General features: G+C 53.2%; 16 protein-coding genes. 8 read left to right on the forward strand and 8 right to left on the reverse strand.

Translation table 11 applies throughout. The features are described from left to right. Window positions 1-54 precede the first annotated feature (54 nt). The 3 genes from ACT3UA_RS15545 to ACT3UA_RS15555 are packed head-to-tail and all read left to right on the forward strand — an operon-like array spanning window position 55 to window position 3,721. Window positions 55-795, forward strand: coding sequence for a CDP-alcohol phosphatidyltransferase family protein (locus ACT3UA_RS15545; protein WP_444617223.1), 741 nt, complete (start codon window positions 55-57; stop codon window positions 793-795). Continuing rightward, entirely contained in the window at window positions 792-2,204 is a 1,413-nt protein-coding gene (locus ACT3UA_RS15550; RefSeq protein ID WP_444617225.1) for a hypothetical protein, read from the forward strand. Before ACT3UA_RS15545 ends, ACT3UA_RS15550 begins: the two co-directional genes overlap by 4 nt. Then, a complete protein-coding gene (locus tag ACT3UA_RS15555; protein WP_444617227.1) occupies window positions 2,201-3,721 on the forward strand; it encodes an oligosaccharide flippase family protein in 1,521 nt (506 codons plus the stop codon). Before ACT3UA_RS15550 ends, ACT3UA_RS15555 begins: the two co-directional genes overlap by 4 nt. Here ACT3UA_RS15555 and ACT3UA_RS15560 read toward each other — a convergent pair. The 6 genes from ACT3UA_RS15560 to ACT3UA_RS15585 form a co-directional block, all read right to left on the reverse strand. After that, window positions 3,718-4,353 carry an NUDIX domain-containing protein gene (locus ACT3UA_RS15560; protein ID WP_444617229.1) on the reverse strand — a complete coding sequence of 212 codons (636 nt, stop codon included), beginning with the start codon at window positions 4,351-4,353 and terminating at the stop codon, window positions 3,718-3,720. The genes ACT3UA_RS15555 and ACT3UA_RS15560 overlap by 4 nt on opposite strands. Further along, complete coding sequence (locus ACT3UA_RS15565) at window positions 4,353-5,477, reverse strand: hypothetical protein (protein ID WP_444617231.1); 1,125 nt, start codon at window positions 5,475-5,477, stop codon at window positions 4,353-4,355. The genes ACT3UA_RS15560 and ACT3UA_RS15565 overlap by 1 nt, the downstream gene beginning before the upstream one ends. Window positions 5,478-5,583: 106 nt before the next feature. Beyond that, complete coding sequence (locus tag ACT3UA_RS15570; RefSeq protein ID WP_444617233.1) at window positions 5,584-6,153, reverse strand: glycosyltransferase; 570 nt, start codon at window positions 6,151-6,153, stop codon at window positions 5,584-5,586. Beyond that, a complete protein-coding gene (gene pssD, locus ACT3UA_RS15575; RefSeq protein WP_444617235.1) occupies window positions 6,150-6,617 on the reverse strand; it encodes a PssD/Cps14F family polysaccharide biosynthesis glycosyltransferase in 468 nt (155 codons plus the stop codon). Before pssD ends, ACT3UA_RS15570 begins: the two co-directional genes overlap by 4 nt. Next, the gene (locus ACT3UA_RS15580) at window positions 6,618-7,532 is read right to left on the reverse strand and encodes a glycosyltransferase family 2 protein (protein WP_444617237.1); all 915 of its coding nucleotides are present in this window, start codon (window positions 7,530-7,532) and stop codon (window positions 6,618-6,620) included. Between the two features lie 4 nt (window positions 7,533-7,536). Next, window positions 7,537-8,892, reverse strand: a complete 1,356-nt coding sequence (locus ACT3UA_RS15585; RefSeq protein WP_444617239.1) for a phenylacetate--CoA ligase family protein — start codon at window positions 8,890-8,892, stop codon at window positions 7,537-7,539. Between the two features lie 154 nt (window positions 8,893-9,046). On the opposite strand from ACT3UA_RS15585, the gene ACT3UA_RS15590 reads away from it, so the two are divergent. After that, complete coding sequence (locus ACT3UA_RS15590; protein ID WP_444617241.1) at window positions 9,047-10,201, forward strand: Gfo/Idh/MocA family protein; 1,155 nt, start codon at window positions 9,047-9,049, stop codon at window positions 10,199-10,201. Between the two features lie 68 nt (window positions 10,202-10,269). Next, window positions 10,270-11,088, forward strand: a complete 819-nt coding sequence (locus tag ACT3UA_RS15595; protein WP_444617243.1) for a hypothetical protein — start codon at window positions 10,270-10,272, stop codon at window positions 11,086-11,088. 56 nt (window positions 11,089-11,144) lie between these two features. On the opposite strand, the gene ACT3UA_RS15600 is transcribed toward ACT3UA_RS15595, so the two are convergent. Both ACT3UA_RS15600 and ACT3UA_RS15605 read right to left on the reverse strand, forming a co-directional pair. Then, window positions 11,145-12,623 carry an SH3 domain-containing protein gene (locus ACT3UA_RS15600; protein WP_444617245.1) on the reverse strand — a complete coding sequence of 493 codons (1,479 nt, stop codon included), beginning with the start codon at window positions 12,621-12,623 and terminating at the stop codon, window positions 11,145-11,147. 505 nt (window positions 12,624-13,128) lie between these two features. Beyond that, entirely contained in the window at window positions 13,129-13,893 is a 765-nt protein-coding gene (locus ACT3UA_RS15605) for a GNVR domain-containing protein (RefSeq protein WP_444617247.1), read from the reverse strand. Between the two features lie 511 nt (window positions 13,894-14,404). Here ACT3UA_RS15605 and serA point away from each other — a divergent pair. The 3 genes from serA (at window position 14,405) to ACT3UA_RS15620 (ending at window position 25,773) form a co-directional block, all read left to right on the forward strand. Further along, window positions 14,405-16,000: a phosphoglycerate dehydrogenase gene (gene serA, locus ACT3UA_RS15610; RefSeq protein WP_444617249.1), complete on the forward strand. Its 1,596-nt coding sequence runs from the start codon at window positions 14,405-14,407 to the stop codon at window positions 15,998-16,000. Between the two features lie 497 nt (window positions 16,001-16,497). Further along, window positions 16,498-19,173 (forward strand): heparinase II/III domain-containing protein, encoded by a 2,676-nt coding sequence (locus tag ACT3UA_RS15615; protein WP_444617251.1) that lies wholly within the window; start codon window positions 16,498-16,500, stop codon window positions 19,171-19,173. A gap of 1,095 nt (window positions 19,174-20,268) precedes the next feature. After that, on the forward strand, window positions 20,269-25,773 hold the full coding sequence (locus ACT3UA_RS15620) for a glycosyltransferase (RefSeq protein ID WP_444617253.1): 5,505 nt from the start codon (window positions 20,269-20,271) through the stop codon (window positions 25,771-25,773). Window positions 25,774-26,083: the final 310 nt, after the last annotated feature.

Consider the following 26,083-nt stretch of genomic DNA (forward strand, 5'->3'; position numbering starts at 1 on the left):
TGCGATGCGGCAAGCTAGTGGATACGTTCATCTTGGGGGAGAGGAACCTTTGAAATGACTGGGGAAAAACGTCATTATGGCGAGGCGGTAAGCCGTTTGTCGGCGGCGCAGAAGCCTGGACAGGGGGTGCCAGCCTATTTGCGCTGGGTCAACCGCGGCATAGGCCGGCGGATGGGAGCGATGGCCTACGTGCTGGGCCTGAGCCCCAATGCAGTGACGCTGCTCAGCGCGGCGGTTTCTTTTACCGGCATCGGGATCATCGCCTTAGCGGCACCGAACGCCGTGATGTCGTGGCTCGCGGTGTTCCTCTTGCTGACCGGCTATGCGCTGGACTCCGCCGACGGGCAGCTGGCCCGGCTGCTGGGCGTCAGCAGCCCCGCGGGTGAATGGCTGGACCATGTAGTCGATGCGCTGCGCCTGCCGGCTTTTCATCTGGGAGTCGCCATCGGGCTGTATCGACGTGCCGACGCGGAAATCTGGACCGCGGCTCTGGCCGTGGCCTTTGCCCTGGTGGCTTCAACGTGGTTCATTGGCCAGTTGCTTGCCGAGAAGCTGGGGCCGAAATCTGTGCGTGCACCTGGATCTGATGCCCGCGCCTGGGTGTCGCTGGCCAAACAGCCTTACGATGTCTCTACCTCGTTCCTGACCATACTGTTCTTTCCCTGGCTTGGGACATTTATTGTGCTTTATGCCGCGCTCCTGGTCTTCACCGCCTTGGTTGCGGTGCTCTCGCTGTACCGCAAATACCGGTGGCTGGCCTCAGTCACCGCGGGCAGCTCCCAGGAGATCTCATGAGCATTGCCGAGCGGATTGGCACGCAGTTCCGGATCCAGGCGCCGCCGGGAACGGGCGGGGGCGGTGAGGAACAAGTACGCGTAGTTGACGACCGCGCCGGCTCACAATTACCCGCCTGGCCGATTACCTGGCTCTTCATCGGCTTGCCGGTGTGGTGGCTGGTGGGCTTGTACCCGCTCAGCCCGGTCATCATGAGCATCCCCATGGTTTATTTCCTGCTGACCCGACAACCAAAGATAATTTGGCTACCTGGAATCCTGCCCTACGTGGCCTTTACCGGGTGGCTGATTACCTGCGTCATTGTGCTTGGCGACTATGGTGACGTCCTTGGCTTCGGGATGCGTTTCTGCCTGTTCGCGTCTTATGCGGTGGTTTTGCTGTACGTAGTTAATGCCCGCAAGGCTTTAACTTCCACGTGGTTATTACGGTGCGTCGGATTCACTTATGCGTGGATTGTACTCGGCGGCTATATTGGCATGTTCTTTCCGGAAGGCTCGCTGAAATACACAGTGGGGATGCTGCTACCTGGCTCCTTGGCTTCTAATGAATACATTTTCCAGCTCTTCACTCCTCCTTTCGCCGAAATTCAGGAACCGTGGGGTGTGGATGAACCGTTTTACCGCCCCTCGGCACCTTTCCTTTACGCCAATGGGTGGGGAGCTGCCGTAGGGATCTTGATCCCGGCAGTGATTGGTGTGGCCGCCGCGCAACGCAATCTACGCACCAAGGTTCTGCTCGTCCTCGCCCTGGCAGCAGCTGTGCCTCCGATGGTGCAGTCCACGAACCGCGGATTGTTGTTGGGCGTGGTGGTGGCGGTGGTGTACGTGGCCATCCGGTTCTTCCTGCGCGGGCAATTGCTGCTGTTTCTAGGCATTGTGCTGACCGGAGCTGTCGCTTCAGCAACGTTGGTGTCGGTTGGCGTGCTGGAGGGCATAGTCGAGCGTCAGAATGCGGTGGATACCACCGAGGGCCGGGGAAACCTGTACCTGGAAACGTGGCAGCGGACCCTGGAATCTCCGTTGTTCGGCTTTGGTGCTCCGCAGCCTTCCTACACCAGCGAGATCTTCGTGGGAACGCAGGGAATGCTGTGGTCACTGATGTTCTGCTACGGGTTGGTGGGCTGCGGATTTTTCTTCTACTTTCTGAGCGGAATCCTCATCCGCACGTGGGCTGCGCCCAACGCCTCGGCCCTGTGGCTGCAGGCCTCGATTGTGACTGCCACCTTTGTGGGCATCTTCTACGGGCTGGACCGGCACCTGCCGATCATCATGCTGCTTGCCGGGTTCCTCTTGCGGGAAAGATATGCGGAGCAGTCGAGTTTCTGGAAACCAGTGCCGCGCCGCTGGTATCTGGTGAAGGCCGGGGCGCTGGAAACGCAAAAACCCAAGCATCTGAGAAGTGAACAATGAGTCTGTCCACTAATTCTCCCAGTGAAAAGCTGGCGCATAGTGCTGTCATCAGTTTTTTGGGATCCGGATTTGCGGCGGTTGCGGCGCTGTTATTAACCATCATGGTGGGCCGGGCGCTGGGAGCCGAAGGCACCGGTTTGTTCTATCTTGCCGTAGGTCTTTTTACCATCGCCTCCCAGGTGCTGCGGCTAGGAAGCAATAGCGCGGTGATCCGGACCATCGCCACTCAGCGTGCTCTGGGGGTGTCGGGGCATGCGTCCAGCGTGCTATATATCGCAGTGTTGCCGGTTCTGTTCATCTCCTTGGGCACAGCGGCAGCCATCGTGCTGCTGGCCGAGCCGATGGCCGGATTTTTTGTCGATGCCCGGCAACAGGCGGACTTTGCCTCCCTGCTGCGCCAACTCGCGTTCTTGATTTCGCTGAGCGCGGTCCTGGCCGTACTGCAGACGCTCACTCGGATGCTTAACAGCGTGCTGATGTTCACCATGCTGCAGAACGTTTTATTGCCCGCTGGCCGGGTGGCGCTCGTGGGGCTGGCTCTGTGGTGGGGGATGGACGCCTTTGAGGTGGTCTTTGCCTGGGCGATTTCAATACCCTTCTGGGTCCTGGTGACGGTGGGAATCCTTCTGCCCAAGCTGCGCGAAGACAGGAAACTGCGCGAACGGACTTTAGCACCGGGGACAACGCGTGAATTCTGGATCTTCGGTGCGTCACGCGGCGTCGGCGCGGCGCTGGAAATCTGCTTGGAGTGGGTGGACGTGCTGCTGGTCGCCGCGCTCCGGTCCCCGGCGGAGGCCGGGATCTACGCGGTAGTGACACGGATTGTGCGAGCCGGCCAGATCATTGACCGGGCGATGCGCGTGGCAGTGAGCCCCAAGATTGCCCATCATCTGGCGCTTGGTGAGAATAACGCGGTGCGGGCACTGCATACCAAGGCGACGCAGACGATGATCCTGGTTGCCTGGCCGTTCTACCTGACGCTGATCTTCTTCGGGCAGCCGGTGCTGGTGTTCTTCGGCCCGGAATTCGTTTCAGGAAGCCAGGTGCTTGCGGTAGCAGCATTAGGCATCATGATTCTGACCAGCACCGGGATGCTGCAGAGCCTGATTCTGATGGGCGGGCGCAGCTCCTGGCAGATGCTGGTGAAAGCCGTCAGCTTAACGCTCAGCGTGGGGCTAAACATCCTGCTGATTCCGTGGTGGGGAATCATGGGGGCGGCCATCACCTGGACTGCCGTCATTATTCTTGACGCGAGCATCTGCGGGTTCCTTGTCTACCGCAGGATGCGCATCGGCCTGGACCTGCGCTATGTCCTACGTTCCATCCTCGTAGCGCTCGCCGTATTCGGCGGTGGTTGGCTGGCGCTGCGGCTGTGCGGCTGGCATTCGATAGGGGCATTGCTGCTCGGCGCGGTGATGCTGGCACTGGTGTACCTTGGAGCCATTGTGCTGCTGCGCCGCTGGCTAGGGCTTGGAGAACTCAAGTTCACGTCATTTACCGGGCGGAGAAAGCTCTAGCGCGCCGTGGCGGCTTGCCACAGTGCCAGCGCAGCCAGTGAATGAGCATCGGCAATTCTCCCTTTGGCGATTAAGCCGGGCAGCTGGGTAAGCGGGGTCCAGCTGCTTCCTGCGAGTTCACCATCCGTAGTGGCCAGAGTCTTGCCGGTGTCTACCACGCAATGGATCACGCCGACCCGCTGCGGGTAAATGGAGGTGTCGGTGACATAGCCGCCGAGGAACTGCGCCCGGCCAACGCGGTAGCCGGTTTCCTCGCGTAATTCGCGGGCAGCCGTATTGCATAAGGCCAGTTGCGCTTGCTCATCCAATAGGTCTGAGTCAGCGGTGCCGCGCCGGCCCCCGGCCAAGTAGCGAAGTTCCTGCCGTTCGGCGGGCCCCGAATCCACCGGATCCCATGATCCGCGGGGCAGCTCCAGGCTCAGGGCGGCGAGATGGTCCCGCCGGGCGTGTGCCAGCAGCAGGTGCGCGTCCAGCGTGGCGAGGATGACCGCGCCAGGCCGTCCGTGGGCGGTGACTAGCCGGTGATGGACGTAGTCATTGCCTGCGCCGTCCACCCGGTGCGCGCCATCCAGGCGTACATGCGTGCCCTGGGTGGATTCATAGAGTGGTTCAAAGCCTTGGGGTGAAGCCATTAGTGGTCCGCCTTGTTTCGGGAGAGCAGCAGCAGGCTGTGCCGGTCTGGTTTGAGATTGGACAGCAGGGTTGATAATGAGCCGAAAGGAAAAGTGGACAGGACTAGTATGGTCAGGGCGCTAGCCGAGAGAAAAGGAAGTGCGTCGGTTATCTGGAGGCCAATAATCTCTGCGGTGATCACGGCGAGGGCAATGAAGACCTTGAGAGCTGCATCCGTGAGCACTCCAGTGCGGGTGGGTGCCTGTGAAACCTGCATGGCGGAGAAGGTGAGCGCACGCAAGGCGGTTTGGCTGGGTTTTTTGTGCAGGGCGGCGCGCTGCTTGACGGTATGATCCCAGGCCAGGGAGATGGTTGCCGACCCGTTTGACTCAGCCCAGGAGCGCAGGCGTTCGGGCAGGCGGATCAGTTCGTTTTCTCCCACTCGCCGGGAGGGTTCATCGGCGGGTTCGAAGCTGAGCCAGTCGGCACCGGTCACCCGTGAAATCCCATCCAGATAGCGGACATTCCACCAGCCGCGGATTCGCTCGCGTTCGGATTCACCTTCCAGCGCGCCGTTAATCGTTGCGAAGGCCGCTCCGCGGCCAAGGGTCTGCTCCAGTGCCGCTTGCAGCTCTTCAGCACCCTCATGCTCCAGCGGGTAATCTGCCCCGGCCGGCAGCGCGAATTGGCCGGTTTGCTGCTCATAACGCACGATGCCGCGCTCCACATAGTCCAGCCATTGCTGCCAGGTATTTGTCACCGAGGCCGGAGCTTCGTGCCCCCGGTGTACGTTGTCCAGAGACCACACGAAGTCAGCATTTGCCAGACGGGCTCTCAGGCCCTCACGCAGGGTGGGATAGGGGCCGGTGATGGTGAGCGGGAATTGTGCTTCGGTGGCGCCCAGTTCACGGATGACGCCCTCGGGTCCTAGACGCATGAAATAGCAACCGTCAAGGACCATAACATCGGTCAGCAGGATATGCTCGGAGACTAACCGTCCGATGCGGAGCATGCCCGACAGCTCGGCGGTAGCGACATGGTGATCCTTGGCGTCATAACGGGCGCGTTGTGCAATGGAATCCATCTCGGCAATGAGGACCCGGTGGGCGGTATTCGGAGACCGGCGGATCGCGGTGCTGGCCATTTATTCCCTTTGCTGCGCGGCGGAACCAATAGGTGAAGCAACTAAGCTCCCAATGGGTAGCTTAGTTGCTTTGCCGGTCATAATCAGCGGTGGCCTCCCGGAGTCGTTAACGCAGGGATTTGGCCACCGGGATGATACTGGAGGCCAGACGCTTCAGTGTGGTAAGCAAACTCAGTTTCTGCGGCAGTCGGTTGAGCACCGCCACGCCCTGTGAAATTCCTTCGGTCCGTTCAGCCACCGCGCAGCGGGTCTTCAGTTCTCCGGCCATCGCCTGGTCCAGCAAAACATGGAGCTGGTGCTCTTCGTCGGCGCGGTGCACCAGGCCCAGCGCGCTGGCTTTCTCGGTGAAGAGCAGCTGGTGGGTGTCGATCACCTCGTTGAGTTCCGGATGCCGGGGGACCACCAGCGGGATGCGCTGTAGTGCGCGCAGATCCATGACGCCTCCGGCGCCTCCCTGCAGCACAACGGCATCCACCGCGGCGAAGAGTTCCATGAGCTCATCGGCCGGAATGATCACGCGGTTATCCGCCCCGGAGATAGGAATTCCCGGCCCATGCTGGTAGATCACCTGAGCCTCCGGATGGTCCTGCATCCAGCGGCTGATCCAGTCGCCGAGCCGGTTGAAAGGCAGATGATAGGTGCCAGCGCTGACCATCAGCGTAAAGGGTGCACTCACAGGATGATCCCCACATTCTTTGCGCCGGGAAACTGCTCGGCTAGCTGCGGCCACTGGACAAGAAACTGGTCGGCGAAGGGGTACACCAGACGACCGCTCAAAGAGGGGCTCTCGATACGGTCCACCGGTTCAAGGTATACGGTTCGTGCGTTGAAGAATCTGGCCTGCATGAAAAAAGGCAGGGCGATGGCCGCTCCGGAGCTGAAGATGATGTCCGGGCGCAACTCGCGCAGCACCTTGTTGGCGAGCAGGAAATTCTTGAGTAGATTCGGCAGGTTCCGCACGGTGGGGTAGTGGGCTTCACGGACGTCGCAGCCAGCCAATTTGGTGCGGGCGTCATCGGTGGGCAGCGTCACCCAATGCGTCTGGTGTGCCTGCCACCATTCGCGCAGTGCCATGGCCTGAGTCAAATGCCCTCCGGAGCTACAAACGATTAAAACCTTCATCACTGCACCTTCATCCATTTAGATGCCCTTGCCCATGCGCTGCACGGTCTTGATGACCCATGCCGCGCTGAGCAGATGGCAGCCGATTGCCAAGGCCAAGGCGGCCTTGATGTTTAACGGATTGTCTTTTAAAGCCTTCAGGGCCATCCTGCGGGCGCTCGCATGCTCCTTGCCGGCAGCCAGCGCGAAGGCGATCTGCGAGTTGATCCGGCTATGGGACTTTTTATGCTTGGTGAATTCCGGATGCTTGTCCAACAGGTAACTGAGCCCGTCGGCATAGGTGAGCCACTTGCCGAAGAAGTACGACTGACCGGACCAGCGCACGGTCAGCAACGGCTTGTTGACCACCAGGATCGGTGACAGCTTAGCCGTGCGCAGCAGTACATCGTAGTCTTCGCCGTAGCTGGCGGGCAGGTCTTCATCAATCAGTCCAATTTTGTCCACCAGCGCCGAACGCCGGAAGAGGAAACTGCTTGAATGCAGCCCCGCCATACGGTCATGGAGCAGTTGATCGTGATGCACCACGTCTACCGGCACCAGCCGCTCATGGGTTGCTTCGCCGCGTTCAACTAGCATGGCCGACCCGACCAGATACGTCTGCGGGTTCTGCTGCATGAGTCGCATCTGCTCGGTGAGCTTGTCGGCAAACCAGTAATCGTCGTCATCCAGGGAAGCAATGAATTCACTGGACGCATTCATGATGCCGGTGTTTCTTCCGCCTGCGAGCCCACGCGTGCGCTCGTTGGGAATGCCGCGCAAACTCCGACGGTCTGCAACCGGAATCTTCGGCAGTGCAACGTCGCAGGCATCAAAGACCACGATGACTTCAATGTCTCCGGCATAATCCTGGCTCAATACACTTTGCACTGCCTTCTGCATGAGTTCAGGACGGTTGTGTGTTGGGACAACGACCGTAACGGGCGGTGTTTGCACGTAGTCAGCTCCTTGGTACCTCAGTTTGTACGATGCGGCTCTTGCCGCGGTCGTGTGGAATCGTGTCTACCAGCTGGACGCTGACCGGGACCAGGCCCTCAACGAGGCTGGCAAGGTCTGCTCTGGCACGTTCGATATCCGGCAGGGCAGCTGCGTTCGTGGCGATGCAGCGTAGCGTGAGGCTGCGGTCTGCGCCTTGAAAAATTTGAAATTGTCGTACTGCATGCGGGTATTTATTGAACAGACCCGTCAGCCCGCCGGTGATGGCCCGTCCGCCAGGTAAGCGCAGGGTATCGGTGACGCGGCCATCAACGGGACGCAGCATCGGTAGCGGACTCCCGCAGGGGCAGGTGCCCTCCGCAAAAGACGAGGTGTCCCCGATGTCGTACTTGACCAGAGGGAACACTCTGTTCGCAAAATCTGTGATGAGCAGGTTGCCGGAAGGCTCAGCCGGTTTACTGCTGCCGCCAGATTGGTTGATTCCCACATGGCGGTGGCTGGCAAGAATATGCAGATTCGAACCCAGACGGCATTGCGCGGCGATCCACGGCACCTCCGCACTTCGGTACTGGTTGAGAACCGGGACGTTGAAGACGTGCTCCAACTGGGCGCGGGAGGCTGCGTCGAGGGGCGCTGCGGTGACGCTGACGCTTTGCAGTCCGGGCAGCTGTTCTCCGGTGCGCTGCAGATGGTCTGCAAGTTCCAGCACGGCCCCCACATAGCCGATGATGATGAAATTCTGGTTATGCCGAAGAGTCTTCACAAATTGAGAGATCGAATGCGCGGTCATCATTCTCGAATCGAGAAAAAACCGTCGGGTAGGCCACCACTGGATCGTTTCGGCCCAGCGCTGGCCACGCTCCCGGCGTTCACGTTGGATGAATCCCACGTCGCTCGATGGCCGGGCACCCGCCCACCGGTAGACAGTCCACCACAAGGCTGCCGTAGGGGCGTCTTTGTCATGAAGAAGTTCCAGCGGTTCTCCGGTGCTCCCGCCGGTGCGTGAAGGCAGCCAGCGCCTTCGGCTCGCCGACCGTGAAATGAAGCTCTTATTGTGTTCGCGTAGTTGATTTTTTGTTATGACGGGCAGTTCCGGAAAGGCCTCGGGATCTGCAAGATCCGACGTGCTGAACCCGTGGCTACGGTAGTAGTCTTCATAAAAATTGGTGTTCTGGAAAGCGTAGAGAGCAATGGCTGAGCAGTTGCGTTCCTGGAGACTTTTTACTTCTGCCGCGGAGGCGCTTTCGAGCGCCAGCATCTGACTGGCCACGCGCTTAATAGTTGGCTGCAACAGCGACGTTTTAAATTCAAAAACCGAATGCTTAAATGATGCATCAGCTTTTGTGTAGAAATTCCCCAAAATTCCTTCCCCCCAAAGAAAGGTCCAACGCTACACAAACATTGTCTCCTGATGCTACATTCGATTCTATTGATTGTGAAGAGCGGTCGTGGGAAACCGTCTCTTGTAAAGCACCGTCAAATGTGCACGTTAGCGATATCTAGGGGGAAAGCTAGTGCTGAAAACTGTACTTGTGGGCGCGGGGAAAATGGGGATTTCGCATTTGTCCACGTTACGGGCTCACCCAGAAGTTGAACTTGTAGGAGTGTGTGACCAGCCGGGCTTCATACTCGAAGTTTTGGGGAAATATACCGGACTTCCGGTTTTTACCGACTACGAAAAAATGCTGGATTCTGAAGCACCGCAGGCTGTGGTCATCGCTACTCCGACGCCGCATCATTATTCGATGGCGAAGGCTGCAATAGTGCGCGGCATCAGCGTATTTTGCGAGAAGCCCTTAACGCTGTCATTCACCCAGTCGCAGGAACTTGCCGCATTGGCCGCACAGCATCAAGTGGCGACTCAAGTCGGATACCACAACAGATTTGTCGGATCTTTCCAAGAGGTCCACCGTCTTGTAGCTGACGGGGCGATAGGGAAAATTTCTCACGCCATGGCGGAGAGCTACGGACCGGTCGTACTACGTGAAAAGGGCAAAACCTGGCGATCAAAGCGCTCGGCCGGTGGAAGTTGCCTTTATGACTATGCCGCCCATACCATCGATTTGCTCCACTGGTATCTCGGTACGCCTCAAGGAGTGCAGGGCAGTACCACCAGCTCCATTTTTTCTTCGGATACCGACGACGAGGTTTATTCAAATTTTCAAATGGCATCGCAGAGCACCGCTCACCTTTCGGTGAACTGGTCTGACGAGTCATACCGGAAAATGACCACGAGGATCACCCTGTGGGGCCAAAAGGGAAGAATCGTGGCCGACCGTCAGGAATGCAAGGTGTATTTCAACTCTGCTTCTCAGCCACCGGCCGGGTACCAGAACGGCTGGAACGTCCGATTTACGACGGAGCTGACCCAGCCGGTCTGGTTTTATCTCCGGGGCGAAGAATATAGCGCCGAGATTGCGCACTTTATCGCCCAGTCCCAGCTGGCCGCGCAGGGGCAGCCGGTGGATGGGCTCAACGACTTTGCGTCTGCCGGCCAGGTGGACCACACCATTGAGCTGATCCTTGCCGATGCCGCGGGTGAGGACCCACTCAACCTACCGACGGCAAGTGGGCAGAGAAATGCTCCAACCGAGCAAGCTAAGACGCTGTCAGTAGGCCGTTTGCTGCAGCCGATCCGTCGCTTGCTGACTTCCGTGGGGGCGAAATAATTATGACAAAACTGTTTTTAGGCGATAATCAGTTCTTCGGAATTAACCACATGTCCGAGGATAAAGCTATGAGCCAGTCAATGAAGTTCCGGGATGTGCAGAGTATTATCGATGTTCTTGATGATGCGATGGACTCCGGAATCGACACACTTATGTGCACCACGCACGAGCGGATGTCAGAAGTCGTGGAGAACTTCAAGGCAAACCCGTCACGCTACGCGAATTTTAAGTTCATTCCGTGCATGCCCTACGCGCATAAGTACGCGAATGCCGTCACCGAACATGGAATGCTCGGTGCGCTGAAGCAATATATGCCGCAGAATGGGCTTTTTGACGCTGCGTTGCAAGGTGGCAAAGCGTTAGCCGGGAAGGACATTGAAGGGGTCGTCAGAATACTCATCGATTCCGAGCTCAAGGCCTTCGCGGGCGTAGAGACTCCGGTGATCATGTTGCAGAATGTCGTAGTGGACCTGCTGCTGGGCATGGGATTCGACGAAGCCTTCCGCATCTTTGATGCCCACGTGCGTGAGCACTACGATGCGGTGCCAGGCTATATCACCATGAACCTGCCGATGCTGCTCGAGCGTCTGGACTCGCTGGGCATTGCAAATCCAATTGTCTGCACGAACTTTAATAAGGCAGAATTCCGTGTGTCCGGCGGCGTTCAGGCCTATAAGGACGCGTTGAAGAGGTACCCGTGCCAGCTGATGGCCATGTCAGTCTTTGCTTCTGGTGCTATCCATCCCGAAGAAGCGTTGACTTGGCTGAGGGACAACGCTGAAGTTGACGCCATCGTGTTCGGAGCTTCTAGTGCACGCAATATCCGTGCCACCAAGGACCTGGTTGACAGGTTGTTCGAAAACGACGAGGAGAACTCTGTGGTTTAGGTAGAAAGATGTGGGTCTACGGTGTGTGGGCACAACGTAGACCCACATTAGATCTCTTACTTCTTCATGTCCCATACGCGGACATAGTCAACTTGGAAGTCGCTGTTCTGCGTTTCCTGCTTTTTCGTTGGATCAGGCAATCCGAAGTATTTTTCGCTCATGCCCATGTGGAGGTTCAGGCGGACATGCAATGGGGATTGGAACGACGGGCCCCAGATATCCGGTGATTCGTTGGGGGTAGTTTCGAAGGCGAGCTTGCCGTCGTAGTACATGGCGAAGCGGTCCGGGGTGTATTCCAAGGCCCAGGTGTGGAACTTGTCTGCAACGTGCTCGGTGATCCCCAACTCGCGCTCCAATACCCAGAACTTCTTCTGGTTATTTTTACCCGAGGTCTGGGTGTGAACGGTGGTAGTGGAGGTTCCGACCTTCTGGTAAGACGGTGGGGTGGGGGAGGAGCCCCACGATTCCATGATGTCGATCTCGCCGGAATTTTCGTTTCTCAGCCAGAACGCGGCAAGAACACCGTTGCTTGTTCCTGCCTTCGTTGGGACTTTGGCGCGGATCTCCCAACGTCCGTAGCGTTGCGCATAGTCGGCATCTCCTTCACGCAGCGAACGCATATCCATGTAACCGGTTTCCATGACGCGCTCAAAAGGTGCGGTCTTCGCCGAAATCGGCTGATCCAGCCAAGCGGCCTTCAAATGAGCGATACCAGACTCATCTACGCTCACCTGGTCTTTGGCGACTACTGTTTTATCGGGTAATAGCCCCAAAGTGTCACGGCCGCGGACATTCCAGATGCTCGGATCAACTGCTGGCTTGCCGTCCTGATCTACGTAGGTAAATTCATCGCGGAGGTCCGGCTGGCCCCACGTTTTCAGCACATCAGATTGCAGGGTTTCGTTTTTTGGTGCTTCTGGCTGCGGTAGCGGGGATGGTTCGGGTTCGCTGGTTACGTCCGACTGGTCGCGCAGCCAACCCGCGGGGACCCAGCCGGTGCTGCTCTGATGCTTGATTTTTGCCCAACGAACGTAGGAAGCGACGACGGTAACCGGCTGCCCAGCTGCGATGGTGTATTGGGTATCCGCACTGTTGTCAGGGGCCTTGCGAAGCGGCATGGAACGCTCGGTCTCTTTGTTCCAGTTGACCTTTCGTGCACTGATATCACGCAATGACCCAGCTGGGACCCAACCAGTCTGCTTATTGTAGAATACCTTGGCCCATCGGCCTGCGGATTCGGTAACCTGCAACGCGGTGTTCTCGGGAATGCTTGCAAGAGCCGTTGCCGCATTGCTGGCTGACTTTCGCAGTTTGAGCGGTGACTCGGCTTCTTTGGTCCAGTTAACCAGTTTCAAACTGAGGTTGTTCGCAATCGGGGACGTGAGCCCAGCGGACCGGGTATTTTCGGTATTGGCCGAGCCCTGAGTTGAAGCCGCAGCCCCGCTGGCGTATGCCAGCGGGATGGTTCCGCTGGTGAAAATAATGGCTCCGGCGGCAAATAAAACACCGGCGCGTGCAAAGTTCTTTTTGGGCATGGGGGAAGTGGGATTGAACAAGTAATTTCCTTGAATCATGCGCTTGGGGACAGCGCAGAACATGGAAGCGAGCCAGGATTCGATGTACCCCCAGGAACATGGAACCCGCCTCCCGACGATGGGACTGAGAAAACATCTGTTGTGGTTAAACCCCAGATGAGCTCTCGACACAATCATGCTGGCGCAGGAGCGTTCAAGACGATTGTTTCGTTGCTGGCATCAACGTTGGGTTAACGGTAGGCAGCAACAACGTTTGGTGACAAGGGCGCAGCTCATACGGAGACGAAATTTCACGAGAACATCTGGAAAATATAGTGCGTCATTTGGAATAATGGCATTAAACGGGGTTTGGACATCTTGCGAGAATATTCCAAACCTGCAAGGTATCACGGAAGCGTGCACCAGTCCTGAGCCTGAAGTCTGCGCATTGTTCTTGTGCGGCTGAAACCAATTTTTGGTTTGAGATGCTCGTCACTTTATCGGAGTTCCGGCCTTCCTGCCGTGGCTAGCGGCTGGTCCCGGTGCGGTACTGCTGAGTAAATTGTGCAACACTCCGAACGGCCCGATAGCGCTCGCGTGTCAGGACAAAAGCGACGCTGCCGAAAATGCCGAGGAAGAAACCGCCGGCCAAGAACAACGGGAGACCTGGTGTGGTTGGCCGATCGGGGACGACTGCGGTACGCAGGATTGAGCTTGGACTGTAGGTGGTTGCGCTGTAGTTTGCAAGACTTTCCTGCAAGGAGGTCAGTTGCAGGTCAATGGCTCGCTGGTCAACCACTTTAGTTTTGTCGTTCCGTTCACGTTCTAGTTCTGCGATGCGCTGGGTAATGCTGTCCATCGCGTTTTCTGTGGCTGTCTGCGCGCTGCTCGTACGATTTGCGCCGTACGATTTTGCGATGGCGTTGGCGGCCGCAGCTGCCCTCTCGGGAAGGGAATCGGTGACGGTGAACTGCAGTACGTCCGAGCCCTTGGGAACGCTGACTGCTAAGCGGTCGCGTAGATCTCCGAGCTGGAGTCCTCCTAGGTCACGGGTAGCAGCAATGAGCACGGCATCTGAGGCGGCGACGACGCGTTCCGTGTCCATATTGATTGGTTCTTTCGACTCAGTGACCTGAGCAACCGTGATGACCGCATTGGCCTCGTATTTGCTTGGCCACACGACATGCAATGCCCCAGCCAGCACCAGGCAAAAGACTGTGATGATCACAGTCGGCTTCCAGCCATTTTTAGCCAGAAGCAACGGATCGATAGGAAAAACTGTCTGCTGCAAAGTAGATACCCCCAAGTGTCTACCCTCAGACTAGACCAAGTCGCAGGACTAGTGAACAGGAAACATGTCAAGATGGCGCAAAAAATCAATGGAGGCGGCTAAGCCATCGTCTGATTGGGGATTGATGGCAATAATGCATCTTCAGAAGAGCCCACAGGATTTGGAACAACTCGTCGCCGAGCATACCTTCTTCGTTAAGATGGGAATCGAAAATGGAGCCAGTGAAATGCAGATGTACTGTGCACATAAATGTATGGCATAACGGTGGTTCGGAGAACAGAGGTCGATGCAAATCTGACTACACTAGGGAAATATTCAAATTTAGCAACTTCACCTCGATCCCTTGAGCGACTAAGTGAAAGTTTTCACAAAGTCGCCCTGAATCCACGTAATATGCGTAAATTCAACGGTTCCCGCGGCTGTCCGGCGATAGGGTGGAACATGTTGGCGGATATCAACGATCGCCAACATGCCAGCATCAGCCCAATGAAATCGCAAAGGTGCCACACCCGTGTCTGACAACAAGCCAATCGTACTTCTGGCCGAACAACTATCCCCAGCAACTGTCGCTGCGCTCGGTCCCGACTTTGAAATTCGTCAGACAGACGGAGCAGACCGCTCCCAGCTGCTCGAAGCAATCGCCGACGTAGATGCAATTCTCGTCCGTTCGGCCACCCAGGTGGACGCCGAGGCAATCGCCGCGGCCAAGAACCTGAAGATTATCGCCCGTGCCGGCGTCGGTTTGGACAACGTAGATATCAAGTCCGCCACCCAGGCTGGCGTCATGGTGGTCAACGCTCCGACCTCGAACATCATCTCGGCGGCGGAACTGACCGTAGGCCACATCGTTTCGCTGGCTCGCCGGATTCCTGCCGCGAATGCCTCGCTGAAAAACGGCGAATGGAAGCGCAGCTCCTTCACCGGAGTCGAGCTGTTCGAAAAGAAGGCCGGCATCATCGGCCTGGGCCGTATCGGCGCCCTCGTCGCAGCACGCCTGCAGGGCTTCGGCATGGATGTCATTGCCTATGACCCATATGTCACCCCGGCTCGCGCCTCGCAGCTTGGTGTCACGTTGGTGACCCTTGATGAATTGCTGGCCCAGGCGGACTTCGTGACCATTCACATGCCAAAGACTCCAGAAACGCTGGGCATGCTGGGCAAGGAAGCCTTCGGCAAGATGAAGAAGAGCGCCTACGTCATTAACGTGGCACGTGGTGGCCTCGTTAACCAGGACGCGCTGTATGAAGCACTGAAGAATGAAGAGATTGCCGGCGCCGGCATTGACGTCTTCGTCAAGGAGCCAAGCACCGACCTTCCATTCTTCGAGTTCGAGAACGTGACCGTCACTCCGCACCTGGGCGCATCCACCGATGAAGCTCAGGAAAAGGCTGGTGTATCTGTTGCCAAGTCGGTCCGCCTGGCACTTGCCGGCGAGCTGGTCCCGGACGCGGTGAACGTTGCCGGCGGCGTCATCGACGAAAACGTGCGCCCAGGCATCCCGCTGATCGAGAAGCTCGGCCGCATCTTCAACGCCCTGACCTCGGGCTCGCTGACCAGCATCGATGTGGTGGTCGCCGGCGAAATTGCTTCCCTGGATGTGAAGGCCCTGGAGCTTTCCGCATTGAAGGGCGTCTTCATGGATGTCGTCTCGGACCAGGTGTCCTACGTCAACGCTCCGGTTCTTGCCGAGCAGCGTGGTGTGGCCACCCGTTTGGTCACCACCCCCGACTCACCTGAATACCGCAACCAGCTGACCATCAAGGGAGCAACCAATGAAGGCACTCAACTGGCGGTCGCCGGTACTTTGACCGGTCCCAAGCAGATTGAGAAGCTTGTTGGAATCAACGGCCACGAGATCGAAATCCCGATCTCGGATCACATGATCGTTGTGCGCTACTCGGACCGTCCGGGTGTAGTCGGTTCGCTAGGCAACGTGCTGGGGGAGCAGGGCATCAACATTGCTGGCATGCAGGTATCCCGCGACGAAGAGCGTGCTGAAGCCGTCGCCGTCATTAACATCGATTCGGCTCTGCCGCACGGTGTGCTGGATGTTGTTGGTGCGGCTATCGGAGCAAGCGTTGCAAGAGAGATCAATTTAGTGGGTTAGATTTATTCTGCACATATTGACCGTTATTGGCTGCCGATCCCGTTGTTCTCACGAGACCGGTAGTCAATAATTTTCTCCTCTTATTCGAAAATGTAATCCCATGCACTTGGTTTAGAGTCAATTCATAAATCCGGCAGAAAATAGTTATTCTACTAGAATCAACTTTTGTCGATCATGATATCCGACTTCGTTAAACAAACTTCTGCGAATGAAAGATTAGAGTCGTATCCTATGGAAATAATGGGATTTAAACGGATTCTCCAGGTAGAACTCGGAGCATATTACGGACTGTAGACGCCCGGAATCTAAATTTGGACCTCATCAAACGAGGGCAAAGTTGCGTAGAAACGATGCACTTGACCTCAAACGTCTCGTGGATTGAGTTAGTATAGAGCACAATCGTGGCTTGCCTAGGACAACATTAGAATACTTACCTAAGGGGCCTGACGTACTTCTCGTAAAGAAGCACTGCGTATAACTGCACAGCAAGGACAACAATGAATTTAGATTCGGCAGAAGTAAAAACACTCGTCGACGCGATGACCATTACTCAGGCGCCACGTGAATTAGTTGAAGCCATCCCTGATTTTTTACACGGTGATACTCACACAATTCCGTCGCTCTACGGACAAGTGGAAAACGAGGGGCTTCAACTCTGGGAAGGGAGGGCGGATAGGAGTGAAGGTCGTTATTTTCACGCATTCCTATTTATGCAAGGTTGGGCCAAATGCATCGCTGAACATCACCTATCGGATTCTTTCGAGGTTGTACAAGATATTTTTCGGCGGTGGGAAACCCGTTTTACGCTCGCGAAAAGGCAGCGAGATGAGATGGCCTATCATGATGAAACTACAGCACAACGTTTGACGGTCTTAGTGTCTTTTATACGCATTGCAGAGCCGCAACAAGTTCCGTATCTTCGTGAACTTGCGGATCGTACTGCTGGTTTGTTGGCCACGGAAGAATTTCACAGCGGGCTAAACAACCATGGAATGTTTCAAGACGTTGCTTTGCGCCATTACGCACTTACAGCATCGTGGCTTAGTCCGGAGCGTCGAGATTTTTACTGGAAAATTGCTTGTGAACGACTGAGCCGATATTTCGTTAGCGCATTCACACCAGAGGGCGTGCATGTAGAAAATACGCCTACGTACCATCTGATGGTGTCCAAGCATCTTCACAATCATGTAGAAACTATTAGGCGTGTTTCGGGTGCTGAATCCGAAATACTGAACTCACTGCTGGAGAAGACGGCCTTATACGCTACCCACATTACGACTCCTGACGGAATGTTCGCTCCAATCGGTGACACCAATAGGACTTCTAATAAAAGTAGTGTTGGGCAGATCTTTAATGACGAGTTTTCGTATTCTGTAACAGGCGGTAAACAAGGCCTTGTACCTAACAAAAAGAATATTATTTTCCCAAAAAGTGGTTATGCTATGTATCGATCAGATTGGGAGGATGAAAATTCTACTTATTTACTATTTCAAGCTGCTTATAATGCAAATTATCACAAGCATTCGGACGATTTGTCCATTTTGCTCTACGCTAATGGTAGAAATCTAATCACCGAGGCTGGACCGTATAGTTATAACTACGCCGACCCTTTCTCAATATATGCCTATTCTCAGTATGCCCATAACAACATCGTTGTAAACGAAATCAGCACCCCCCGAACTGATAAAAAATCAAAGACAGTAAAGATTGATGACTTTCTGGTTGATGACGATACGTTCCATGTTGCTGCTTCCACAGGGCGATTGACGAATGCAACTCATAAACGAACTGTGGATGTAGTCGGTGCAGCTAGAAAAGAAACAATTTTAGTAAAAGACGAGCTATCTTCCTTGAAGAATAACCGGTATGACGCGCATTGGAATATTCCTGCCGGGTTTCGGGTCTTACTGCATGGAAACGGTTTCGAAGTTTTTGACGGTGATACTAAAGTACTAGACGCCTTCATGCGCTCGAACGTACCCATCAAAATGGAAATAAATAGTGGCGAATCTAATCCCAACCCACGTGGGTGGAACTTTCCAAAATTTGGTAGCAAAGCTCCGTTGAACTCAGTGTGTGTCCAGATCGAGTCCTCTGGCACTGTTCTGTTGGAGACCGAATTCAATATCCACAAATTCCGCTACAAGGATAGGGGCATTGTAGGTTCATTAACTACGAATGATTTTTGGGGTGTGTATAAAAGCTCTCGGAATATTAATTATCTTTATGATTCTCCTCAAGGTAAATCTAACAGTACTCCAATTGTTTTTGTTTTCTCCGCCATGGGTGCTCTTGGTGATTTTACGTATAACTATCGTGCCTCATTGAAAGACGTAAACTGCCATATTTACTACCTTTTGGATGATTTCGGAGATCAAGGGTCCTATTACCATCAAGAAAAGGGAAATAGAGATATTCACGACTCGGTTCAGGCCTTTATAGCTGACCGAATTAAACATCACGGAAAGAGCTCCGCAGTCTACTTTGTTGGATCTTCGAAGGGTGGATCGGCAGCTATGATCCATGGCCTTCGAGTCCCACGAAGCAATATATTCGTAGGAGCTCCGCAAACTAAAATTGGATCCTTTTTAGAGAAACCGCATCCGAATATCATCGAATATATGACCGGAGGTGTCGGGGCCTCGGATATATCGACCCTGGACGAGATTCTATATGACGCTGAATTGATTAATCGATCGACTAATAATATTACTGTGTTAGTGGGCAAGAAAGACCATCATTTCCGCAATCATGTATCTCCATGGAGCGAATACGTCTCCAATCTTGGATTGAAACCTCGGATCGTAGCGCTAGAAGGAACTCCTCATTCTGAGATTGGAAAGATTTACAGCGCGGAGCTCAGGTCCGAACTCAAGAAAGCAGCCTTAAAACCAGATTTGTCCGACAACGACTTACGACTTGGTAGTTACAACATCTGGTTCGATGCTCTGTCTAGCCGGTTGTTTATTACTGTTGAATCTATTCCTGGTACCGAAGTCTCATTTCGTCTTTACCGTGAGAACACGCTGTGGGATTCGACCCTTTATTCCAATGTTGACTATTACACGTGGAATAATCTGCCAAAAGACATTTTCAGAATAAGGATATTCCGCAGGGTGCTGGGTAATTCTGAAGCGGCTAAGGGTACAACGCACCGAGTTGACACGCGATAGTCCTAAAGTTCTAAACCAATTCTTAGGTTCAAAAGCTTCATTGAGAGACGAGCCTTAAACGGTATTCTTTCTATGAGTTAGCAGACGCATTTGGAAGCACCTGTGGGGCGATACGGTAGCGCACGCGTAAACATCGGATAGCACCTGAATCGAAGTGCCCAAAGGCTGAGCGGCGAATAAACGACCAATGCTCAACGAATCGCCCACCCACTGTTTTCCTGGGACGTATATGGTTCCGTTCAATTCCTGGGTATCTCGCTCTAGCGAGAACTAGCCAACAAAAGGAAAGCAACGTCGCTTTCCGGGAACCGAGAAATTCATGTCGTCGTGGCATAACAACCCGAGCCATCGTGCCTATTTGAGATGGCGCCAAACGAAGGAATTAGTGAGCTCCATCTACGGCCCTTGGCAGTGAACCGATCGATTTGAATGGAATGACGGGGAGGGTAAATATCTATGTAGGCAGTAAGAAGAGAGCGCTCTGTTCGCCGCCGATGCTGCCAGCATAAAGATGCCAAATAGCATGGGATGTCATCCTTTCCACGCACTATTGCTATCGTTTTTTACACATGCGCTACCAAGTGGTGCTGCTGTCCTGTCTCATGACTTCGTGTGTCCAAAAAGTCATGAGACAGGACATACAAACTCTTGAGACCGGTTGTCCACGAAGTGACGAGATTCGGTGTCTACGATGTGACGAGATTACAAACCAGGTCGCCGGACTAGCGGTACCAACTAACGCTATTCAGCAAACATGGACCCTAATTCGAGAATGAAGTTCGACAAGGAGACCAAAGCTTATGTTGAGAAACGAGCTGCTGTGGGAGTGAGTCACGGAGAGGCCAAACGGCTTCTAAATCGTTATATTTCGAGGAGTATTTTCGGTCAGTTACAGGTTTTGATGGGTTGACAATAAGTATAGAAGGGTCGATAAAGGATTCCTTATGACTATTCGCTATCAGATTACTTTGAATCAAAGGTGTCGTAGCTTCAGAGAGATGAAGAGCAGATAGAATGGAACTTAAAGTGTTCGCTCGCCAAATTGATGCGCGCGCTAGATCCCGCTGCTCCCTGCTTGATATATGAGGACTCTCGATGAAGGAAAAAAGCGAAGTGACTTCCCGCAATAGAATTCTGCTCTATGGGGACATGAATTTAAACTTACTTGACGGTTCAGCTGTGTGGCTTGTATCTATGGCCCAATGCTTAGCTGCTACCAACAGCGACGTCACATTATTGTTAAAGGCACCTGTAATTGACGATCGTCTCATCAGAGCATTACGAGGGTTGCCCAATCTGACCATCGTAGACGTTTTCAAATCCAGTTCTTCATCAGATAATCAGCAGGCCTTGACTCCTAGACTTGCTGGACGGGAGCTGGTGCGACTGCACCAGCGAAATAAATACGATTTTGTTATTTCAAGAGGCTCTGCGATTTGCAAAATGTTAGCGCGCGGAGGGCATTTCGTTGGTAAACTGTGGCCTTACATTACTGATTTGCCCGAAAGTGCCTCGGAATACTCTCCGCAGCTGAAGGATGATCTGCGGGACATCCTGGATAGTTCTGTTCGAATGTTTGTGCAAACAGAACTCTCGCGCCAGTTGATGAATGAAATCCTCCCGGGAGCAAACAGCAAGCTGGTGCTGCTGAACCCTATGATCCCTGACGAATTCTTTGAGGAGAAACACGATAAAGTTGTAGATCCCTCCAATCTATCCGCCGTTTATGTAGGTAAGTTCCATGAGGACTGGCGAACGTTGGAGATGGCTTCGTTACCCGAAACTTGTCGAAATATAAACTGCAATCTTGAAGTAACATTCGTCGGAGACAAAGTTCAGCGGAGTAAGTCGGACCCTAAATGGGCTGACAACATGCAACAAGTCCTATCATCGCCGCCGGCTGGCGTCCAGTGGTTGGGCGGCATGAGCCGTATTGAAGCAATTCAAGAAATGAGAAAACACGATTTCGGCCTAGGGTGGAGGACTGCAGCCTTAGACAAAAGTCCAGAAATTTCGACAAAACTTTTGGAATACTGTGCTGTAGGTTTACCCTCGATAGTGAACAGGACCCTTGCGCATGAAAAACTTCTCGGCAAAAATTACCCACTATTCGTTGACCTTTCCATTGAGGATACGATTAGTAAAATTTCAACTGACCCAGAAAGACTAGTTCGGGCACGCGAAGCAGGTAGGCGAGCCGCAAAGTATTATTCGATTTCAGCCTCGGCGAAAAGGCTTGAAATTGCAATGAAAGATGCTCATACCCGTGTGGCACCAATCTTGGCAATTACAGAGGTCAACAAGGCAGAAGACTCCATCTTTATCGGAACAAATCCTCTTGAACGCGAACTGAAACTCGCAGGATTTATTTCAAAGCCTGATGAATTATATTCATATGTTAAAATCATGGAGAAGGAACTTCACGCTCTAAATTTAGAGTCATCTCACTTACGAAGCGAGACTGAGATTCTCCGAAAAGCTCTGACGAGCACACGGGTTAACTTGAAGAATAGCATCGATGTTCTTGATGCTTCTGTTAAGCAAAGTATTGTCGTCCAACCACGTACTGATAATGGTAATAGTCGTAAGCCTGCAAGCATTTCTTCTGCGAAGAGTGTTCCATCAAAATCGACTCCAAAAATTGTAGCTTCAAGCAAGCCCTCGCTTCCAGAATTGCAGGCGAACTTATCGAATTCTCGAACGCCAGAGAATCTTGAAGTCCTAATCGACCACCTTTGGAACATTTCAGGTGAAATAAAGTCATCGAATCAGATCGTTGCTGAGAATCAAGACCTGGTTTTGAAAATGTCTAACCGCGGACAGAGGATTGCTCGACAAATTCAAAGCACATCAAGGATCCGCGAAAATGGCATCAAGTTAGCTCCTAAATTGTCCGGCGCGACGTACTTAGAGAAAACTGACAGCGTCATGTATTGCGTGCATGCGGCTCCTCCGTACAATTCGAACGGTTACGCTAAACGTACCAAGGGCATCGCAGATGGTCTTAAATCTTCTGGAATTTCTGTAACTGTTGTTGGGAGGCCTGGATACCCTTGGGATTCTTCTATCGATATTGAAAAGCCAACGCGGAAACGTCAAGTGACTCGGGTGGACTGCGTTGATTACGTAGTACTGCCTGAGGGGCATTTGCACAATGATCCATTGGATCAGTACCTGTTGACCGCGGCAGATTCGCTGATCCAAGAAGCACGGAGAGCCACTCCGTCCGTAATTCAATCGGCATCAAATTACTTGACCGCGTTGCCTGCCATTATAGCGGCGCGACGATTAGGTGTCCCCTTCATCTACGAGGTACGTGGTTTATGGGAGGTTTCTCATGCGTCAGTAAACCCTGGCTGGGAATCAAGCGAACGATATGCCCATCAGGTGGAGCTTGAAACTTTCATCGCATCAAATGCGGATCGAGTACTTGCAATTACAAAACAAGTGGCCAGCGAACTTGTCCGACGCGGTGTTCCGGAGAATCTAATTGAGGTCGTGCCAAACGCCGTCGATACAGAAGAATTCGCACCGTTATTGCGAAATATTACTTACGGAGAGTCCCTAAATATTAGTTCACGAGTTCCCGTCATCGGTTTTGCTGGGAGTGTCGTTGAGTATGAAGGCCTAGATCTCCTAATTGAGGCTGCTTCAATTCTGAAATCCCGTGGTGTAGGATTTGAAGTCTTCATAGCCGGCGATGGACGCGATCTTCCGCGTCTGCGAGACTTGGCAACTGAGATGGATTTGCTTGATGTGGTGACCTTAGCTGGAAGGCTACCGTCAAAAGATATTCCTAGCTTGATAAGTACTTTTAGCATCGTCGCATGCCCCAGGCATTCTTTGGCGGTTACGGAACTAGTTTCGCCGTTGAAGCCGCTTGAAGCGATGGGTGCTGGCCGCGCCGTCGTGTTGTCAGATGTTGCGCCACACCGGGATATTGCAGGACCTGGGCAAATACGAGCTGCGTTGTTCAAGAGCGATGATGCACTTGATTTTGCCGATGTTCTAGAAAACCTGATTAATGACTCGGAGAAGCGTGAATCATTGGCTCGTGCTGGTCGTCTCTGGGCGGTAGACGAACGCAATTGGGCGAAAATCGGACGCACCATTCGGAATGCGTATGAAGTTGCTCGTTTGTCCAGAGCCTCACAGGTAGAGAAGAGTCCGTTTCTAGATGAACTCACTATCGGTCTCGTTGCTGATTCCTACTATGAGTTGCTTTTATCAAGTAATCTGAACGTGTTTGCTCTATCGCGTGACAGGTGGTTGGCTGAACTTGAAAGTGAGAGACTTGATGCTGTAGTGATCCAATCCGCATGGAACGGTAACGGAGGAAACTGGACTGGAGCAGTATCCGGCACAGATGCGGAAGCCTCTGAGGCTTTGAATGAGCTAATTAATAAAGCCGAATCACTCAATATACCTACGATTCTTTGGAATACACAGGACGGGTACTACCCGGCCACGTTCCTGAAACATGCAGCACGCGTAAAATCAGTAGCTACTTCTGATTCCAATTTGCTACCTGCGTATCTGACAGCGTCAAACCAGGATCTTTCCGTTGTCTCGATATCTGGCATGGTTGATGAACGTTTGCATGATTCTTCGAAGAATTTTGTTCACAAGAATCCAACGCTTGACTACGCTGGCTTGCGGTTTAGTGCGCCTGTTAAGCAAGTATCGGCGGTACTTGAGAAGGCGAAACGTGCCGTTGACATGCACACGATCCAAATACATGGTCGAGGTCCACGTTTCAACACTAACAATCCGCTTTCGGAAGATCTAGCGGATGGTGCTGTTCAATGGAAGCACGACAATGTAGCGACGTGTATAGAGGGAACTAACCTCTTGTTGTCCGTTTCAACTGGTCAATCTCCTACTTTCATGCCGGAGGAAGTCCTCATCGGTAGCATGCTTGGAAAACCGCAACTTCATCTTGCAGCAAATGAGGCCATCAGTAGATTTTTTGGTGATTCGATTGTGGTTTCTAATGATCCTGATGTGATTGCTGGCGCCTGGAAAAAGTGCAAAGACGAAATTGAGTTCTTCGCTCCTAGCATCCGTGAGGCCCGACGACGAGTTTACAGTGCTCACAGGGCAAAACACGTCTTAGCTCTTATGCTACGGACTGCCGGAGTCAACTGCGCGGTTCGACCTGAACTGTCCTTTATTTCCGTTTGCACCAGTTGGACGATGGACGATTGCATTAAACTTCTTAAACAATCGGTCCGGCCACAGGCTGTGCTCGGAGAAATAACTGATGATAAGGCCATGACGTTACTGAAAAATTCTGGAGTTGGCTACCTAGGTGGCGAGCTCGCGGGAAATAAGAACGTTACCCCAAACGACTGGATAGTTGAATTCCCGAGCGAAGAAATCGAAGAGAACTACTTCTCTGATCTTCTGAGCTATGCGTCCAATGAGGGGGTCGACCAAATCGTTTATGGACCTGAAGATACGCATGAGCCGAAAAGGGTGGAATCCAAGTATCTGGGCGGTGCAATGGTGCGAAGCGAACATTACGCTAGCGCGTCAGAAAAGCTACTTCGTACTGTTGTGCTCTCGCCAAAAACAACTGACGATGTGAAGCAATATTCGACGGTCGCACGAACTCATACGGGTACTGTGCTATTTGCAGGACATGACTTCAAATTTGTCGGTGGCGTAGAGCGGGAGCTCGAGGCCGCTGGTTATAAAGTAACAAAGGACGCGTGGGCCGGACACAACGCTCACGATGAAGAAAAGAGCCGCAGACTTTTGTCGATGGCTAACATTGTGTTTTGTGAGTGGGGACTCGGGAATGCGGTTTGGTATTCACACAATTTAAGAAGCGATCAGAAGCTATTCGTTCGAGTTCATTCACAAGAATTGTTCGTGGCCTTCTTGTCGCGCGTAAAACAAGAAGCTGTGAGTAAGTACATTTTTGTTTCTGCGCATATTCGGGCCCAAGCTATTCGCGATCATGGTCTTGATCCAGAAAAATGTGTCGTTGTTCCGAATACTGTTCCAATGGTAGACGACACTCCGCCTCTTGAAGCCTCTAAGTTCACTTTGGGATTGGTGGGTATTATTCCTAAGTTGAAGCGCATTGACCGTGCATTGGATATTGTCGAAATTCTTCATGAACGCGACAGTCGATTTAACCTGAGAATTCGTAGTAAGTTGCCTGTCGATTACCCTTGGATGAAAAGACGGCCAGAGGAACTGAAATGGTATGAAAAGTCGCTAGAGCGAGCGTCAAGCCAAATGTCTTCATATGTGACTTTTGACCCCTTTGGGCCTGACATGGCTGATTGGTATCGACAGACAGGTTTTGCCTTGTCAGTTAGCGATTTTGAAGCAATGCATTCCACGTTGCCTGATGCTGCAGCACTCGGGACAACTCCGGTGGGGCTTCTTTACCCAGGCGCGGATCGAGTGTTCCCAAGAGAATGGCTCCATGCTTCTACAGGAGAAATGGCTGACTTCATTTGGGAGCTCTCCCAAAATTCACCTCGCCGAATTGAATTTGCCAAGAATGCTCAAATTTTCACTTCGACTAACTATCGAGAATCGGTCATTGGGGCTCGAATTATGAACATAATTACCGAATTATAGGAACATTCGCTCGCCATGGGTGTGCCTTTGACTATCAAGTCTGACATTATTGTCGCGACAAACGGTTTCTCTGATATTAGCCAAACGATAGCGGTATATGTATCGCGGAGATCCACTAGGATCCCGTATTGGGGGTTCCCCTATGTAAAAGTTGGCATATAGGCCATAAACTTTGCCTGGAAAATTGATCCTGCCTCGGCATTCTGAATTGCTCCCCAGAAGTTGGACTGAGAAATCAGTAACCAACATCTGGGGAGCTTTTCTATTCACGCAAGGAGCACATTATCCGAGAAACAACGGGAACAACTAA

The organism is Glutamicibacter sp. 363, assembly GCF_052379505.1.
Classification (GTDB): Bacteria; Actinomycetota; Actinomycetes; order Actinomycetales; family Micrococcaceae; genus Glutamicibacter.